General features: G+C 63.4%; 11 protein-coding genes. 5 read left to right on the top strand and 6 right to left on the bottom strand.

Annotated elements, in window-relative coordinates; translation table 11 throughout:
* Positions 1-23 precede the first annotated feature (23 nt).
* Positions 24-2081, top strand: coding sequence for a CHASE2 domain-containing protein (locus tag JQ600_RS29450; protein WP_212490204.1), 2058 nt, complete (start codon positions 24-26; stop codon positions 2079-2081).
* Positions 2082-2094: 13 nt separating this feature from the next.
* Here JQ600_RS29450 and JQ600_RS29445 read toward each other — a convergent pair whose 3' ends face one another.
* The 5 genes from JQ600_RS29445 to JQ600_RS29425 form a co-directional block, all read right to left on the bottom strand.
* Positions 2095-3948, bottom strand: a complete 1854-nt coding sequence (locus tag JQ600_RS29445; protein WP_212389600.1) for a patatin-like phospholipase family protein — start codon at positions 3946-3948, stop codon at positions 2095-2097.
* A 243-nt stretch (positions 3949-4191) separates the two neighbouring features.
* Positions 4192-4368: a hypothetical protein gene (locus JQ600_RS29440; protein ID WP_211998660.1), complete on the bottom strand. Its 177-nt coding sequence runs from the start codon at positions 4366-4368 to the stop codon at positions 4192-4194.
* A 131-nt stretch (positions 4369-4499) separates the two neighbouring features.
* A complete protein-coding gene (locus JQ600_RS29435) occupies positions 4500-7406 on the bottom strand; it encodes an NHLP bacteriocin export ABC transporter permease/ATPase subunit (RefSeq protein WP_249133437.1) in 2907 nt (968 codons plus the stop codon).
* The gene (locus JQ600_RS29430; RefSeq protein WP_212263864.1) at positions 7403-9631 is read right to left on the bottom strand and encodes an NHLP family bacteriocin export ABC transporter peptidase/permease/ATPase subunit; all 2229 of its coding nucleotides are present in this window, start codon (positions 9629-9631) and stop codon (positions 7403-7405) included. The genes JQ600_RS29435 and JQ600_RS29430 overlap by 4 nt, the downstream gene beginning before the upstream one ends.
* Positions 9624-10892, bottom strand: a complete 1269-nt coding sequence (locus tag JQ600_RS29425) for an NHLP bacteriocin system secretion protein (RefSeq protein ID WP_212263865.1) — start codon at positions 10890-10892, stop codon at positions 9624-9626. Before JQ600_RS29425 ends, JQ600_RS29430 begins: the two co-directional genes overlap by 8 nt.
* 255 nt (positions 10893-11147) lie before the next feature.
* Here JQ600_RS29425 and JQ600_RS29420 point away from each other — a divergent pair, with 255 nt between their 5' ends.
* From JQ600_RS29420 to JQ600_RS29405, 4 genes are all read left to right on the top strand, one after another.
* Positions 11148-11732: a hypothetical protein gene (locus tag JQ600_RS29420; protein ID WP_249136148.1), complete on the top strand. Its 585-nt coding sequence runs from the start codon at positions 11148-11150 to the stop codon at positions 11730-11732.
* A gap of 693 nt (positions 11733-12425) precedes the next feature.
* The gene (locus JQ600_RS29415) at positions 12426-13148 is read left to right on the top strand and encodes a GntR family transcriptional regulator (RefSeq protein ID WP_212389601.1); all 723 of its coding nucleotides are present in this window, start codon (positions 12426-12428) and stop codon (positions 13146-13148) included.
* An 82-nt stretch (positions 13149-13230) separates the two neighbouring features.
* Positions 13231-14715 carry an FAD-dependent tricarballylate dehydrogenase TcuA gene (gene tcuA / locus JQ600_RS29410; protein WP_212389602.1) on the top strand — a complete coding sequence of 495 codons (1485 nt, stop codon included), beginning with the start codon at positions 13231-13233 and terminating at the stop codon, positions 14713-14715.
* A gap of 21 nt (positions 14716-14736) precedes the next feature.
* Positions 14737-16245 (top strand): MmgE/PrpD family protein, encoded by a 1509-nt coding sequence (locus JQ600_RS29405; protein WP_212389603.1) that lies wholly within the window; start codon positions 14737-14739, stop codon positions 16243-16245.
* Between the two features lie 24 nt (positions 16246-16269).
* Here the strand turns inward: JQ600_RS29405 and JQ600_RS29400 are convergent, their stop codons facing one another.
* Positions 16270-17151: an NAD(P)-dependent oxidoreductase gene (locus JQ600_RS29400; protein WP_212389604.1), complete on the bottom strand. Its 882-nt coding sequence runs from the start codon at positions 17149-17151 to the stop codon at positions 16270-16272.
* Between the last annotated feature and the right edge of the window lie 148 nt (positions 17152-17299).

Here is a 17299-nt window from a genome sequence, read left to right as displayed (position 1 = left end):
TGATTGCCGGACTTCTAGCCCTCGTGCTGTTCCTCGCCGCCCTATTGTTGATGCCGAGGGAATGGCGGAACGTATCTCGTGAAAGGGCATTCGATGTGGTGCTTGCAGCCGACCGGCAGATCCGCCGATCGAAGCCGCAAGAGACAGCAAGCGCTGTTCCGGTCGTCGTTGTCGATATCGACCGGCGCACGCTCGACGATTTGGGGCCGTGGCCGTGGCCGCGCGAGACGATGGCGCGCCTCATCGAAGCAGTGGCCAGTGGCAAGCCGGCCGTCGTTGGAATCGATGTCCTCTTTACGCAGGTGGATACCCGCTCTCCAGCCGCGTTGGCGCGACAGCTCGGCTCTCTCACCGGCAATCAGGATATCAGCGCGCTCGCTGGCGGTCTTCTCGACGGTGACAAGCATCTCGCCGCGGCGATGAAGAGCGTTCCGGTGGCGCTCGGATTTGTTCTCGATGCCGACAAGGCCGACGCCGTCCCAGGGGTGCCGGTTCTCGCACGCCACCCGGTCGTGCTGGATGGCCTCTGGCGCATGAGCGGTGGCCTTGGGCCGGTGTCGCCGCTGGTCGACGCGGCGAAAGGGCTTGGCGCGCTTTCGTTGCCCGGAGACGCAGATGGCAGGATCAGGCGCGTGCCGCTCCTCGTCGGCGCCGGCGAAGCGACGCGACCGGGCCTGGCGCTGGAAGCGATCCGGCTGTTTGAGCGCTCGCCGGCCTATTCCGTCGATGCCAACCCGCAGCGGATCATCGTCGGCGATCTCGAAGTGCCGCTGCCCGCCGACGGCCTGTTGCGATTGGCCGGCGCCGATATCCGCAAACGGGAGGCGCGCACGATCTCCGCGGCTGACGTCGTCAACAACAACGCTGTGCAACGCGCGCGGCTTGCCGGCGCTATTGTATTGATCGGCGGGTCGGCGCCGGAGCTTGGCGGATTGCGCGAAACGGCAACTGATCCGCTTGTCCCATCGGTCGAGATTCAGGCCGATGCCATCCAGCAGATTTACGCGCGCCGGGCGCCACAAGCGGTCCCTCTAGGCTTTGCTTTGACCCTGATCATGGGATTGATAGCCGTGGTCGCCGCGTCGGCTTTGTCGCCGGTGTTGGGTGCTTTTGTCGGCCTGACCGCTTTGGCGGCTCTCTGGTCGGGGGCGATCCTCGCGTCTCTGGTCGGGGATCGGCTGATCGATCCCATGATGCCGTCCATAGGAGGCCTGTTCGTCTTCATGACATCCTCCGTGAGCTCTTATGCGCTGGTGGCCCGTCGCGAAGCTCGCATCCGGAGCCGCTTCGAGCAACATCTGGCGCCGGCGGTTGTGAAGCGGATCGCCGAGAATCCGGGCCTCCTGAAGTTGAGCGGCGAGAAGCGCGAGATCACCGCGCTGTGGACCGACATCGAGGACTTTACCGCGATGACGCATCGCGCGGGACCCGAACAGCTTGTCGCCGTGCTCGACGAATATATTGAAGGGATGGCGGCTATTGTGATGAAGCATGGCGGGATGGTCGACAAGATCGTCGGCGACTCCGTGCATGCGTTCTTCAACGCGCCGCTCGATCTCAAGGATCATCCGCAACGCGCGCTCGACTGCGCCGAGGAGATCCGGATATGGGCGAAGGAATTCCAGTCACGGAACGAACCGTCCCACATCGGCTTTGGCCGCACGCGTATCGGTATCGAAACCGGTGAAGCCATTGTCGGCGATATCGGGATCAGGTCAAAGCTCGACTACACTGCCCACGGCGATTCCATCAACTCGGCGGCGCGCCTGGAGGCGCTCAACAAGCGCTATGGATCGACCATCTGTGTCGGCCCATTCGCGGCCGCGCGCTGCACGACAACCCTGTTCAGGCCGCTCGGCGTCGCGTCACTGCGCGGCCTTGATGTGCCCGTCGAGGTTTTTGAACCCTGGCCGCCGGAGGCCTCGGCGGATTGGCGCGAACGATACATTGCGGCGTATCGGTTGATCGAAGGCGATAAGGCTGGCGCGGCGCAGTTGTTTGAGGGCTTGGCCGCAGAGTGTCCCGGCGACCCCGTTCCGCGCCTGTTGGCCGCGGAGTTGCGGGCCGTGCTGTCGACGTAGACAGATGCGGCGCTCACAGCCTGGTCGGCGCACCGCTTCCGAGAATGGCGGCAATAGCGGAATTGCCCTCCGCTTCGAGCGCTGTGATGCGCTCCCGCGTCCAGAGATAGGCTGAGTCGAAAATCTCGGTGTGGCGTTCGAATTCGGTTACTCCGACTCCGGCCGGAATCGGTGGCCGCATGACGTGATCGAGCGGTGCGGCCGGGATTGTATCATAGCGCTGATGGGCGACGAGGCTCCGCCACAGCACGTTGACCGCGTTGGGCGCCGCCGGAAGCAGCTTCTTGCGGAACGGCACCAGCATCGCGGCAGCCAGTTCCAGCCGGCCGGGCAACGCCGCGTAGTCGACGTCAAACGTCTCGACCTCGGGTTCGCCGAAATGCACGACCAGATTGGGGCCGCTCTTGAGTTGATGCATCGGATCCAGTGGGACGTTATCGATCAGGCATCCGTCGACCAGCATCGCGCCGTCCTTGGTGTAGAAGGGCGGCAACAGCCCGGGTATGGCGCTCGATGCGCGCACCGCCTGCCAGAGCAACCCTGACTGGATCAGTTCGAGGCAGTGCGTCGAAAGGTTGGTTGCGACCGCCGCGAAAGGCCGCCAGCAATCCTCGATCCTGCATTGCGCTCCGTATTGTTCGGCGAGCGCGCGATCGAACGCCTTGTGATCCAGCAGCGCGTATCGCGGCCAGGTCGGGCGGCGGAAGCTGCGGCTTTTCACGAAGATCTCGTGGGCGCCGCGTTCGAGACGGTCAGCCTCGAAGTTCTTGGCGAAGCCGGCGGCCATGGCGGAGCCGACGCTGGTTCCGACAAAGATGTCGAACGTCACGCCGCGTTCGCGAAATGCCTTGTAGATGCCGGCATGGGCGAATCCGAAGCTTCCGCCCCCAGCGGCCACGAATCCAATCGCACGCCCGGACAGAAAACGGATCAGGCTGTCGATGTCGAGCTGATCCTCGAGCGCGACGTGATGGTGCATGAAGCAGGGCAGGCGCGCGAGCCACGCCGTGGTGCCGCTGACTTCGCCGCTGCGCCGGTCATGGATACGCACGATCCGCCGGGCCGACACCGGATGCACGTGGCAGGCGAAGGTTTCGATTTCGGTCAGGCCTTCCGCAGGCGCATCTCCGCGACATGCCAGCACCACCATGTCCGCCTGCCGGATCGCCTTCCGCGTCCAGGCCGGCACCTCACCGCTGCCGAGATAGATCACGAGCGGCGAAACCTGTTCGAGCTTGTTGAGCCAGTCGGTGACTTCGGGGGCATCCAGTGCCCGGCCGGGAAACATCGAGCTGACGCGGGCTGGATCGACGATCTGGGCGTTGGTCCCGGCGAGGGTCTCGCGCATGCGTCGATAAAAGTCGGCTGGAATCGGCTCAAAGCCACCATCGATCAGCGCCACCGTGCGGGCCATCGGCGAAGTGCGCGTCGTTGGAATCTGTTCCGTTCGCTTCGCAAACCGAAGCGCGAGCGCTGCAAGCAGCGCCTCGGCAATCGCCGGCGTGTTCTCCGCGAGGCTTTGGTAGGCGGCGCGCGTCAGCACGAGCACGCTGGTGTCGCGGATGGCGATCACATTGGCGGTACGGGCAAGGTTGGCGAAGAACCCGATTTCACCGACCAGTTCTCCGGCGCGCAGTTCGGCGATCGGGAGGGAGTCGCCGGTTCGGCGTACCGCGAGGGCGCCGTGCAACACAATGTAGAGTGAGTCGGCAGGGTCCCCTTGCGCCACCAGCATTTCGCCGCGGACGAGGTCTTGCCGGACCATGGCATCAAAGGTCTTGAATCGCTGCTCCGGCGAGAGCGCCTTGAACAACGCGAGGTCCTCCGACAGCCTTCCCCACGCAAATACCGGACCTGGCTTACTCATCGGCGCCTTCCACTGCGAGGCTGTGATGCTATCGCCAGCAGAGCTCGACGGCGAGCGATATCAGGTTGGGCGTTGCTTATTGCGGTATTTCGTAACTGTCGACGGCTGGCCGTGGCCGGACAGGCGGGTAGAGGATGTTCGTTGCTGCGCAGCAAAACGCGATGCGGCACTGCAACGACCGTCCAAAACAAAAGAGACCGCCCGTGGAGGCGGTCTCTTCCGTGCTGTCAACGCCTTCAGCGTTTAGAAGGGGAAGATGTTGCGGATGAGGTTACGGAGCCAGCCGAGGCCGTCGCCCCCACCGGTGCCGTTGCCGCCGCCGCCGCCGGTGCCGCCACCGGTGCCGCTGCCGTGCCCGCCGGCAGGTTTGCCGCCGCTAACGATGGAAAGCGCTTCGTCGTTGAGAAGGTCGTGGTTCATGGTCGTCTCCTGTTTTGTAGCGAAGGGATGATCCGCTTCGTCTATGGTCAGGAGATTAGGATCCGCTCGCGGCCTCGCGCAGTGACAGGCGTCACGCTGCGAAACGACGTCGCGCCGGGTGATTCATATCACTAAAGCAACTGGCGCTTGGCGAATGAAGCAAACATTCCCGGCGTGTTGCTGAGCTCGTCATAGCTTCCGGTCTGCACCACCTTGCCATCGACCAGCACGATAATGCGATCCGCCTGGCGGACCGTGGAGAGCCGGTGCGCAATGACGATCCGCGTCACATTGAGGTTGCCGAGCGAGTTGCTGACGATCGCCTGCGACTGATTGTCGAGCGCGCTTGTCGCCTCGTCAAACAGCAGAACACGCGGCCGGCGCGCGACCGCGCGGGCGATCATGATGCGCTGCCGTTGGCCGCCGGACAGCGTATTGACGCCTTCGGCGACCACGGTGTTCATGCCCATCGGCATCGCCTTGATGTCGTCCTCCAGGCCGGCGAGCCGCGCCGCCTCCCAGGCCTGGTCGAGCGGCAGCTGGACGCCGCCGCAAATATTGTCGTAGAGGCTGCCGGTTGCCAGCTTGCCGTTTTGCAGCACGACGCCGAGCTGACGGCGCACCGCGCTGATGTCCAGCGTGTCGATGGCCTTTCCGTCGAGGAATACCGTGCCGGACTCCGGCTTCTCGAACCCCAGCAGCAGCCGGAACAGCGAGGACTTGCCGCTGCCTGACGGACCGACGATGGCGACGTATTCGCCTTGCGCGATTCGGAGCGAGACATTCTCGAGCACCGGCGGACCACCTTGCGTATAGCGGAAGGTCACGCGCGACAGCTCGATCGTTCCGGACAGCTCGCCCGGGGATTTGCGTTCGTCCGACAGTTCGGCTGCCCCCGAAATCAGCGGTCGAAGGCGGGTGATGCGGGGGATGGCGATCAGCGATTCGCTGATGCCGGATGCCCAGGCGCCGATTGAGGCCATCGACTGACCGAACGCGGAAAAAAACGCCAGGAAGCCGCCGACATCCAGCAGCAGCTTGCTCTTCAGATAAGTCGCCGCCGCGAAGATGATGAGGGTGGCGATCAGCGGATACGCCGTCTCGAAAACGCCAAGGGCATTGGAGGCCTTCTGCGACGAAATGAAATTGCGCTTTTGCCCGGCGAATTGCTTTGACCATACGGCGAGCGCACGCGCGGTCGCGTCGGCGACGCGCAGCTTTCCGATACCGGCGATCAGCTGCAGCACGAAGCCGTCGATCTTGCCCTGCTGGGTAAAATACTTGTTCTCATAATAGAGGCGCAGCGCGCTGGTGGCGATGATCAGCAGCGCCCGGATCAGCGTCAGCAATAGCGCGATCAACCCCAGCTTGACATCATAGTAGAGCATCAGGCCGATGCTGAACCAGGCGAACACGCCCATCAGCATGCTGCGCAGCGCACGCCCGGTGAAGACCCGGCGCGCCGCGTCGATGCCCATCGAGCGGTCGACGAAATCGCCGACGGTGTATTCACGAAACAGCGATGTCGGCAGCCTGAGTACCCGGTCGATCACCGCGGCCTGCAATCGCCAATCCATCAGGCCTTCCACTCTCAGCATCGCGAGCCCCTCCATCGTCTGGATACTGGCGATGGCGATGGCCGTGACGGCGAGGGCGAGCGCACAGAACGTGAGCTGATCGAGTTCGCTGCGGGGTATCACCGAATTGATCAGGACGTTGGTGATCAGCGGCGTCACCAGCGACAACAACCCGATCGCGACGATCGAAATCGCGATGCGAAGGAAGCTGCCGGTGGAATGCCGGAACGAGAACGTCAGCAGATCCCGGAACCGAAGCGGGCGGGCCGGAAGTGCCGGATAAAACGATACCGCCTCCGGCGCCAATTCCATGGCGACCGACCGGTCGACCGGCCGCCGCGTTCCCGTTGTTGTGTCGAGCATCACATAGCGGCGGTTTCCGCGGCGAATGAGCGCGACCGGATTTCGTGCCTCGCCGTGCCATGCGACCAGGGGCCCGGCGTCCTCGGTCCACCACTCGCCCCGCAACAGCGTTCGCCGCACGCGCAAGCGCGCCGCGCGGGCAATCTCGACGGCACCATTAAACCCGGCTTGGGCAAGGACGGAGCGGGGCGGGACGGAGAACGGCATCTTGATCGCTTCCACCACTATCCGGCAGGCGTTGAACAGGGGATCCGCCGAGTCGGTCGCCATCTCGGTGTGGGTGGAGCGCTGCACGACGACGTCGGAAAGGCGCTCAAAGGATTCCGCGGTCTGCGTTGTGATCAATTCGGTGCGAAGCACGAGACGCCGCGCCTCGCGCTCGACGTCGCGGGCCAGATATTCCCTGATGCAGCTTGCCACGCTGAGATGGAATTGATCGACGGCGCGCCACAATTGGTCGGCGTCCGGCATCGCCTCACTGCCGAGCGCGCTGCAGCCCGATTGACCTGCCTCGATCCACATGCCTGACGTCAGCGGCAGCGGCGGGCCTCCAGCTGCAATCGATGGTTCAAGCCCCATCGGCTTTGCCGTCCCGGCTTGCAGGGAGACCCAGACAATGCTGCGCGCCGGACCACGGCGCCGTTCGCCCGCCGGGATTTCGGCCGCGCCATCGCTCGCGACTTCGAGCATGTCCCAGCTCGGGTTGGGTCCGGCGATCAGCCGCGCAAGCCGCCTGATCCAGGTGGTGACCGGGTCCGGGGATTGAACGTCCATGCGCGGCACAAGCAGGGCTTCGGTGCCGGGGCTTCCGACCGCGAGCACTTGAATTTGCGGATCCGACCGGTTGAAGCCTTCCTGCAGATCGAGAATGATCTCTCCACTCTCGGCCCGAAACAAATGGTGCCGGGCGCCGTCGGTATTGCCTTCGACAAGCCGGACCGCGAAGACATCGACATGCCCCGCGGTGATCTGGAGCGCGTAGCCGCGGTGATCAAGCAGCTTTGGATGCCGTCCGTCGAAGGCGATGTGGCCCGCCGCATGGGCAGCCCCTTCCTGATTGGCCATCGCCTGGGCCTGCTGGAGGAGAGATTCACTCATTCCTGCGCCACTAGTCTTGCGTACGTGCCCTGAAGGCCCATCAGTTGTTCGTGGGTGCCCCGCTCGACGATCTTGCCCTGCTGCAGCACGATGATCTCGTCGCAGTCACGGATGGTGCTGAGGCGGTGCGCGATGATGATACAGGTGCAGCCGCGTCGCCGCAGATTGTCATCGATGATCTTTTCGGTGATCGGATCGAGCGCGCCGGTGGCCTCATCGAGTACCAGGATGGAGGGGTTGGAAACCAGCGCCCGGGCGATCTCGATCCGCTGACGCTGGCCGCCGCTGAAATTGGTGCCGCCCTCGTTGATATAGCAGTCGTAGTTTCCCGTTCGCGTCGCGATGTCTTCGTGGATGACGGCATCCTTCAATGCCTGCGAAAGGTCGGCCTCGGTGATGGTCGAGTCCCACAGCGTGAGGTTTTCGCGTGCCGTCCCCTCGAACAGGAAGATGTCCTGGTCGACATAGGTGATCGAGTTCGCAAATACCTGCGGCGGAATCTCCGGCAAATTCCATCCGTCGACGCGAACCTCGCCGGCCCAAGGTTTGTAGAGACCGCAAATCAGCTTTCCGAGGGTCGATTTTCCACTGCCGGAAGCGCCGACAAGGGCTACCCGCGAACCCGGATGGATGTCGATCGAGATGTTGTCCAACAGCGGCGGCTCCAGGATCGAGTAGCCGAATTTGATATTGCTGAGCTCGACCCGGCCTGTCAGTTTTGGCGGAAAGTGCTCGGGCGCGATCGTTGGCTTGTCCGACTTTCCGAGCGGATAATTGTAGACGTCTTCGAGGCGCTCCAGCCCGCCCTTGATGGTCTGCACGTTGCCGAAATAATTGACGAGTTCGGTCACCGGTTCGGAGAAGCTTGCCATCAGCGACTGGAAGGCGACGAGGCCTCCGAGGGTCAGCGATCCCTCGATGACGCGCAGGCCGCCAACGCCGAGAATCGCGGCCACGGTCAGTCCCGTGAATAGCGTCGGCAGCATATCGAGATAGATCGACGAGGCGCCGAGTTCCTGCTCGGCGTTCAAGGCCTTGGCCTGGATGCCGGCCCATTGGCCGAACGCCTCGTCCTCCAGGCCGCTGGCCTTGAGGGTTTCGATGCTGCGCACCGCGCTGACGGTGGAGCCGACGAGCTTGCCTTGCTCCAGCGCGAGGCTGCGGCTGAGGTCTTCGCGACGTCCTCCGATGAACTTCAACGCCAGCACATTCGCCAGCGTCATGCTCACGCCAATGATGGCCAGCGGGAGGTCGTAGATGGCCATCGCCGCGGCGAAGAAGACGATCGACGTCAGATTGAGCGCATTCGATGCGACGCCGCTCGAGAGCAGGCGGCCGATCTGCTCGTTCGCGCCCACGCGGTTGGAGATATCGCCGGCGTGGCGCTGGGTGAAGAACTCGACCGGCAGCGCCATGACATGCCAGAGAAAGCGGCTCACCATGACGACCGAAAGCTTGGTCTGCAGGCGCAGCAGCAGCGATTGGCGCACCAGCGTCAGCAGCGCGCGGATGATCGCGGTCAGGGCCATGCCTATCAAGAGCGGAATGAACCAGCTGCTGGTGCGCTGGATCAGGATGTTGTCGATGAATATCTTCGAGAAGCCGGCAGCGACGATGGCGGGCACCACCAGCGCGAGGCTGACGAGCACCAGCAGGCCGACAGGGGTCTTCGAGAAGCGCAATTCGCGCAGCAGCAATCGCAAGCCTTGCGGCTTGCTGCCCGACCGCTGGAATTCAGCCGTCGGCTCCATGGTGAGCGCAACGCCGGTGAAGGCGAGATCGAGCTCGGCCATGTCGGTGCGCCGCCGTCCGGTCGCGGGATCATTGATGTAAACGTCGTTGCCGTCGATCCCTTCGAGCACCACGAAATGATTGAAATTCCAATGGATGATGCAGGGCATCGGCAGTTCGTGCAGCGTCGTCGGCTCCTTGCGAAAACCCTTGGCATCGAAGCCAAAGGTGCGCGCCGCCCGGACGATGTTGCTTGCCTTGCTGCCGTCGCGCGAGACACCGCACGAAACGCGAAGCTGCTCCAGTGGAATCCACGCGCCGTGGTGCGCGAGCACCATCGCCAGCGCCGCCGCGCCGCACTCGACGGCCTCCATCTGAAGGATGGTCGGCGTCTTCTTGACGTTCCTGCGCCAAAACAGCCTTCGGAACCGGTGCCAGAGGGAAGGCGGCCGGAACTGCGGCGGAAGCGGTTGCTGCGGCGGGGCGCTATCCATCAATTCCGGTCAACCGCCTGATGAGGGGCACCACCAGGTCGAGCGGGCGTTGCCGCCGTGTGGTGATTTCCGCGCGCGTCAGCGTTCCGCTGGAGAGGCGGATCGGCGGCCCCTGTCCAACCGCCCAGCGGTATCCGCTGACGGTTTCGGGGTCCTGCTCCAGGCTGACCGTTGCGGCGTAGGCGGCTCCTTCCTTTGAAAACCGGGTAACCAGATTGTCGTTGTGGAGGACGGCTGCCATGCCCTGCGGCGTCATCGGGAAGTCCGATATCGTCACGACGGTGCCGACCATGGTCCCGAATTCCTCGCGCTTCACCGTGGAGGGCTCGATGCGGACCGGCATCCCGAGCTTGACGTTCTTGCCGCGCTCGGCGGGAATATAGATCAGGGCTTCCAGCTTCTGGCCTTCGCTTTCGATCGCGACGACAGGTGCACCGACCGCAAGCACGGCGCCCGCCGAGACCTTGATTTCGAGCACGCGACCATCGACCGGGCTGATGATCTGGGTGTTCTGGGTCAGCAGCCCCGCCGCGGATTCCATCTGCCGGCGGGCGTCATTGAGGGCAAACTCGGATGTCTGGCTCTCGCGTTCGCGCTGGGTTTCCAAATCGGTCTGAGTCGTCCGGATCTTCAGGATTTCATTGAACGTGTCTTCTTTTCGCTGCTGGGCGTCGTTGAGATCCCGGCGACGCTCCTCAAGTGTGCGCCGCGTCGTCAATCCCTTCGCCATCAAATCCTCGAGGGTTTTGACGTCGTTCGTCAGATAGTCGATGCGCTGCGTGGTCGCCTTGATGACCTGGTTGAACGCGGCTTCGAGCTTCGCAAAGTTCTGTGCCTTCGACGCGAGTTCGCGCTTGGTTTTGTCGATCAGGTCAGCGTGCTGGCGTTCCTTCTCGCGGAAAACTTCGACGGCAGCCTGGTGGCGTTGCTGGATGTCGGTCTGAACGATCTCCGCGATCGGTTGCCCCTGGGTGACGCGGTCACCGACCATGACGCTGATGGTTGCCAGCCGGCCGGAGGCGGCAGAAGACGCCTCGACGACGCGGCCGCCACCGCTGATCAGAATGCCCTGGCCTTCAGCACGGGTAGGGACGCGGCCCACAATGCCCCATGTGACGGCTGCGATAAGGGCGATGCAAATGGCAAATACCAGCATCCAGTCAAACGGTCTGGTAATGCGGACGAGATGATCAAGCTGTTCGGGCGAAGCGGCGCGCTGCAGCGCGACGGCGCGAAATGTCCGCTGCGAGAGATCGGTCATTTTCCCGGGTCCGTAACCAAACCGGGGACGGCCTCCCCAGCCGCGAGCAGTCGCTGATTTTTCTCATCACGCACAGCTCTATTCCTCTCGGGGCAGATAATACACAAAAGCCGATGCAGAACAACCAAACGGGCCTGCCCACTCACGCCGGAACGCGCGTTCGTCGTGCAAAAATGACGCAGGCCAGGTTCGGTCCGCCCTAGCAGCGCACGCAATCGCGAACTATGCTTGGCCACCAGGTCCGAGGCTGATCCAATGGGCGTAACCGCCGTCTGGAAAATGATGGGCAGAGTGGTGGGGGGCGGCAAGAAACCCGCTTGCGCGCCCAATGGTCGGTCCATAACCCGCCTGCGTCGCGGATGGGTGCGGCCGCTTGCCCTCGGCGTCACGATGCTCGTGCTGGCGACGAACGTGTCCAGCAGCGGCGTCCTCAGCGAAAGCGATTTCAAAAAGGTCGAAGCCATAAAGCCGCTATTCCAGAACTTGATGGGTGATCTCGTTCAGGCCGCCAAGCGACCCGATATTTCCACTGGCGACGCCGATTGCATTACGTCGACAATCCGGGAACTGCTTCAGATCTCCGAGGAGCTTTCGAGTTACGAATATCTCATCACGATCGAAAAGGAGATCACCGACTTCGGCGAAAACAGCCCGGTGAAGGGCGTCGTCAAATTCGCGATCGAAAAGACGAATACGATCCTTGCCGAGGAGCGGAGACGATTGGTTCAATTGTCGGACCGCTGTTCGCGCTTCCCGCTGGCCTTCGGCAAAACGCAGCAGGCGCTGCAATTCATCGACACGACAACCAATCTTCTCAATTCCATTCAGGTACGCCTGTGAGTGAGTGGCGTTCATGCCTGTCCCCTTTATTCTGTGATTGCCAGAATAGGTTTGCGCGTTAGCTTCACCGTGACGGACGTCACAAAGCGCCGACACGGCTTAAGGCGCTGCGCTGCTATTGCGTGAGAAGTCCGCGCTTTGCCGCCAACGAGCAGAACCCGCAGCCGCCGGGAGCGGGCGTGGTTCGGCGGATTCCGCATCATCCCGAATCCAGCACGTGCATCGCCATGCCGTTGACGCGCGCAGCGTTGGCAACGCCGGTGTTGAATCCCTGACCGGTCACCGTCGCCGGGCGGCATGGGAGATTCGATTTGGCTTGCGCCGCCATCGGGGCGGGGACCGCGCTGTCCGGCGCCAGCCGTCGCAACGGCAAGACCGCCGAGCCGCAACAATATCGGCACCGATCCAGCGAGACCGGTTCATTCGCCGGCCATGCCGGCAGCAGCCCCGGGGAATGGCGCGTCAGCGACACCGTTATGTCGGCCCGCCCGGCGGGGTGCGGACTTGGCGGCCCGTGCGGGCCAACGCCCAAAATACTGCGCTCCGCGGGGCGAGCCCCTGGCTGAACCGTTGGCATTTCACCCCTAAGATTCTCTTTGCATATCTTTGTATACATAGTTATACGTAGCGGAAAGCCCCGATCTGGCTTTCTGGGAGGCCGCGATTTCCAACACTGCTGAGGACGACACGCTTGTGATCTTCCCGGGCCCCGCGTCATCGCGGGCCGCCGGCGGGCTGGCCGAGCATGCCTATCGGGCCATCCGCAATGCGATCCAGGAAGGCCAACTCGAAGCGGGCCAACGTGTTCTCGAGCTGGAGTTGTGCGCCTGGCTCAAGGTCAGCCGTACGCCCATTCGCGAGGCGATGCGCCGCCTGCAATCCGACGGCATGCTGGTCCATGCGCCGGGCGGCGGGCTGTCGGTCGCGCAACACGACCTGCGCGCGGTGGCCGAACTCTACGATGTGCGCGAGCGGCTTGAAGGTACGGCCGCGGCACTGGCTGCACGCTTTGCCGACGCGACCGAAATCCACATGCTGCAGGCGATGCTGGATTCACATCGTCAATTGCCTGATGACCCGAAAGTCCACGCCCGGGAAAACACTCTCTTCCACGAGCAGATCTACCGCGCCGCTCACAATCGGTTCCTGATCAAGAGTCTGCAGGACCTGCATGACTCTGTCGTACTGCTGGGCCGCACCACCTTCGCGGCACCCGGCCGTATCGCGGAAGCGCTGGGAGAGCACCAGGCGATCGCGAATGCCATCGCGCGGCGCGACGAGGCTGCCGCCGAAGAACTGGCCCGCCGTCACGTCCGCCGCGGCTACGAACTGCGCCTCGGCGCGATGGCCGAGGCCGCCCGCGCCGGATCGCAACATCGGATCGATAGCCGGAAAGACATGCCCAACAAAGAATAATGCCGAACAAGACGCGAAGGCACGCGCCGCAATCGCCGCCTTGCTGCGATCCACACCAGGTCAATCCCACAGGAGTTGAGTAATGAACAAGTATGACGTCATCGTCGTTGGTGCGGGCAACGCCGCTCTGGCTGCCGCGGTGTCCGCCAAGGAGAATGGTGCCGAGCGCGTCGTTGTGATCGAGAAGGCGCCGCGGGAAATGCGCGGCGGCAACACGCATTGGAGCGGCGGCGTGCTGCGCTTTGCCTTCGACGATCCCCGGGAAATCGGCGAACTGCTCCCCGACGTCGAGGATGAATACGAGAATTTCTATGACGGCGTATCGCCGTACTCGAAGGAGGATTTTCACGGCGACCTGATGCGCGTCACCAGCGGACGCACCGATCCGGTGTTGTCGAAGCTGCTCGTCCATAACTCGTTCGACACCGTGAAGTGGATGAAGAAGGTCGGCGGCATCAAGATGGAGCCGGCGATCACGCTTTCCGCAGTCAAGAAGGACAACGTCATGGTGTGGGCGCGCGGCCTGGTCGTGCGCGCCGAACACGAAGGCGTCGGCCTGTCGCGGAGCTGGTTCTCGACCGCCGAGCGGCTCGGCATCGAAATTCGCTATGGAACTGCGGCGACCGAGCTGCTGGTGGGCGACGATGGCAGGATCAACGGCGTCAAGGTGCGTGATGACGACGGCGTCTCGGTCCTGAATGCCAGGTCGGTGATCCTCGGTTGCGGTGGATTCGAAGCCAACGTACAGATGCGCACCCAGCATATCGGTCCGCTCGTCGGTGCGGCGAAAGTGCGGGGCACGCCACACAACCAGGGCGACGGTCTGCGGATGGCGATGAACATCGGCGCGATGCCGTGGGGACAGTGGAGCGGCTGCCACGCCACGCCGATCAGCGCCGATTGGGGCGAGTTTGCACCACGCGAACTCACAGATCGCAGCAACCGGCTGAGCTATGTCTATGGCGTCATGCTGAACCGCAAGGGACGGCGCTTCGTCGATGAAGGCGAAGACGGTGCGCTCTTTACCTATGCCAAGTTCGGGCGCGCGATCCTGGCCGAACCCGGCGCCAAGGCCTGGCAGATATTTGACTCCAGGGTCGTTCACCTGCTGGAGCCGCGCTACCAGACCAGCAAGCCGATCACAGCCAACACGCTGGAAGATCTCATTGAAAAACTCGACTTCGACGACAGGGATCAGGCGCTGAAGACGCTCGACGAATACAATTCCTGCGCCCGCGAGATGGACGACGGCTTCGATCCGACCAAGAAGGATGGTCTTTCCAGCAAGGGGCTGGCGCTGGAGAAAACCAACTGGGCGCTTCGAATCGCAAAGCCGCCGTTCTACGCCTACAGCGCCACCGGCGGCATCACCTTCACCTTCGGCGGACTGAAGGTGAATGAGACGGCGCAGGTGATCGGCACGGACTGGCGGCCGATCAAGGGCCTGTTCTGCTGCGGCGAAATGGTCGGCGGCCTGTTCTACGACAATTATCCGGCGGGCACCGGTCTGGTGTCGGGCGCGACGTTCGGGCGGATTGCAGGACGCAGCGCGGCAGCGGCGGACTGAAGCCTACACGGGAGAACCGACATGAGTGACGCGTCTGTTGCATCGTCAAGGGCAAGTTCGGCAGAGCACGCTTCGTCCGGAACCACGCTGCTCCAGCATCTGGCCCAGCGGGTGTTGGCCTTCGAGAAGCGTCAGCTCACAAAGGGAGCGGTCGCGTCGGCAAGAGCCTGCATCCTTGATGCGATCGGCGTGACCCTGGCCGGCTATCCGGAACCCTGCACGCAGATCCTCCTCAAGACCCCGGGTGTCGCGACGGCGCCCGGACCCGCGCTGATTTTCGGCTCGGCGCGGCGCACCAGCGCACTCGATGCGGCGCTGATCAACGGCACGGCGTCCCATGCGCTGGATTTCGACGATTTCAGTGGCATCATGGGCGGTCATCATTCGGTGCCGCTGGTATCGACGCTGTTTGCGCTGGCGGAGGAGCGCGGCGGGACCGGCGAAGACCTGATTGCCGCCTACGTGATCGGCGTCGAGGTTGAGATCAGGCTCGCGCGGGCAGTCAATTTTCATCACTACGACAAGGGCTGGCATCCGACGGCGACGCTCGGCATTTTTGGCACCGCGGCGGCCGCCTGCCATCTCATGAAGCTCGATCATGCCAAAACGACGATGGCGCTGTGCATTGCGGCCTCGCTCGCAGGTGGCCTCAAGGCCAATTTCGGCACCATGACCAAGCCGCTCCACATTGGTCAGTGCTGCCGCAACGGCCTGCTTGCGGCCCTGCTGGCCGAGGGAGGGTTTGACGCCGCCACCGACGTGTTCGAGCATCAACAAGGCTTCCTCAACGTCTTCAACGGGCCCGGCACGTTCGACCCCGATAAGCTCTTTCAGAACTGGGGCGCGCCGTGGGAGATCGAGGCGAAATCGATCGCGCTCAAGCAGTTCCCTTGTTGCGGCAGCACGCATCCAGCGATTGCCATGGCGCTCCAGTTGCGGCGCGAGGACAAGGTCAAAGCCGCGGACATCAGCCGCATCGAAGTGCTGCCGCATGGCCGGCGCCTGCGCCATACCAACAATCCGCATCCGCAGACGTCGCTGCAAGCCAAGTTCAGCGTCCAGTATGTCGTCGCGCGCGCGCTTCGCTATGGCGTGCTTCGGCTGAAGGATTTTGAGGGGGATGCGCATTTCGATCCGGAGATCACACGGCTTCTGGATCTCACGACCGCAAGCCCGCACCCTGATATGGCCGACGATGCTGAGGACCAATGGGGCGCGGAAGTCATCGTAACGCTCAAGGACGGCACCCGCCTCTCGCGGCGCGTCGACAATCTCGTCGGTCGTGGCGGTGACAATCCGATGAGCAGCAGCGAACTATGGGACAAGTTCAACGATTGCGCGGCGCGCAGCCTTCCCCGTGAGCAGATCGCGCCGCTGTTCGAGCGGCTTGAAACCCTCGAAAAAGTCACCGAGATCGCACAGGTCACGCGGCTACTGGAAGTCAGCGAATTGCACAAGGCACCGGCGAAGAAGGTCGTCTTCGCGCCGCGAGGTGCTCATGAGGCTCAGGAGACGACCTGGGTGCCTTGAGCGAGGCTTCCAACGACCTGACTATCAGGCCGGCTTGGCCCAGTTCTGATACATCTTCAGCAGCGCCACGATATCCTGGCCGCGAAAGCCCTCGGCCAGTGCGACGGCATAGAGTTCGCGCGTCGCAGAGGCCGACGGCGTCGGCATCCGCGTCATTCGCCCGAGTTCGACCGCAAGCGCGAGGTCCTTCTCGCCCAGCTCCATCTTGAATCCCGGCGAGAAATCTCCCTTGATCGCGTTCGGAAAGCGCTTGGTGAAGTGATGCGAGCGGCCGCCGCTGACCGACAGCACGTCATAAAGCTTGTCCGGCTCGACGCCGGCGGCCACGCCGAGCGCAAAGGCTTCCGCCGCGACCAGGACGTTGCCCATCGACATCATGTTGTTGACGATCTTGACGACCTTCGCGGTTCCCACGGGGCCGGTGTACTTCCATTCGTTGCCAAGCAGCTTGAGGATCGGCTCGGCCCGGGTCACGTCGGCCCGCTCGCCACCGGCAATCAGGATCAGCTTGCCGGCGCGCGCCTCGTTGGGGCTGCCGCTGACCGGACAATCGACCACTGCGATTCCCTTGGCGACCGCTGCCTCGGCGGCCTGCCGCATCGTCTGCGGATCGATGGTGCTCAGCTCGATGCAAAGGGTGCCCTTGGCCGCATGGGCGACGATGCCGTCGGCGCCGAGCCAGGCTTCCGTCACGGCTTTCGGATCGGGCAGGCTGGTCAGCACGATGTTGCGGCCCTCGAGCGCTTCCGCGATGCTCGGTGCCATCCGAAAGCCGTCCTTCGTGAGGCGCGCGCGCTGATCGGCGTTGACGTCATAGCCGACGACGTCGAGGTTGGACTCCCTCAGTCGTCCTGCCATCCCCGATCCCATCTGCCCCATTCCGATGACCGCGACCTTCTCAGACATGTCGTTCTCCCGATTCTTTTGTTGCGAGGTCGTGCCGAGCTATCGCTGAAGCAGACTCATCGCTCGACTCTATACAGAGGTGCCGGTGCCAAGGCGACGGCGCAGCCCCGCAGGCGGTGCAACGGCGTGCATCGGTGCCGCATGATGA

This window comes from Bradyrhizobium sp. AUGA SZCCT0176 (assembly GCF_018130145.1).
Lineage (GTDB): Bacteria > Pseudomonadota > Alphaproteobacteria > Rhizobiales > Xanthobacteraceae > Bradyrhizobium.
The sequence above is the reverse complement of the archived record's forward strand: the minus strand, read 5'-3'. Positions and strand labels throughout refer to the sequence as shown.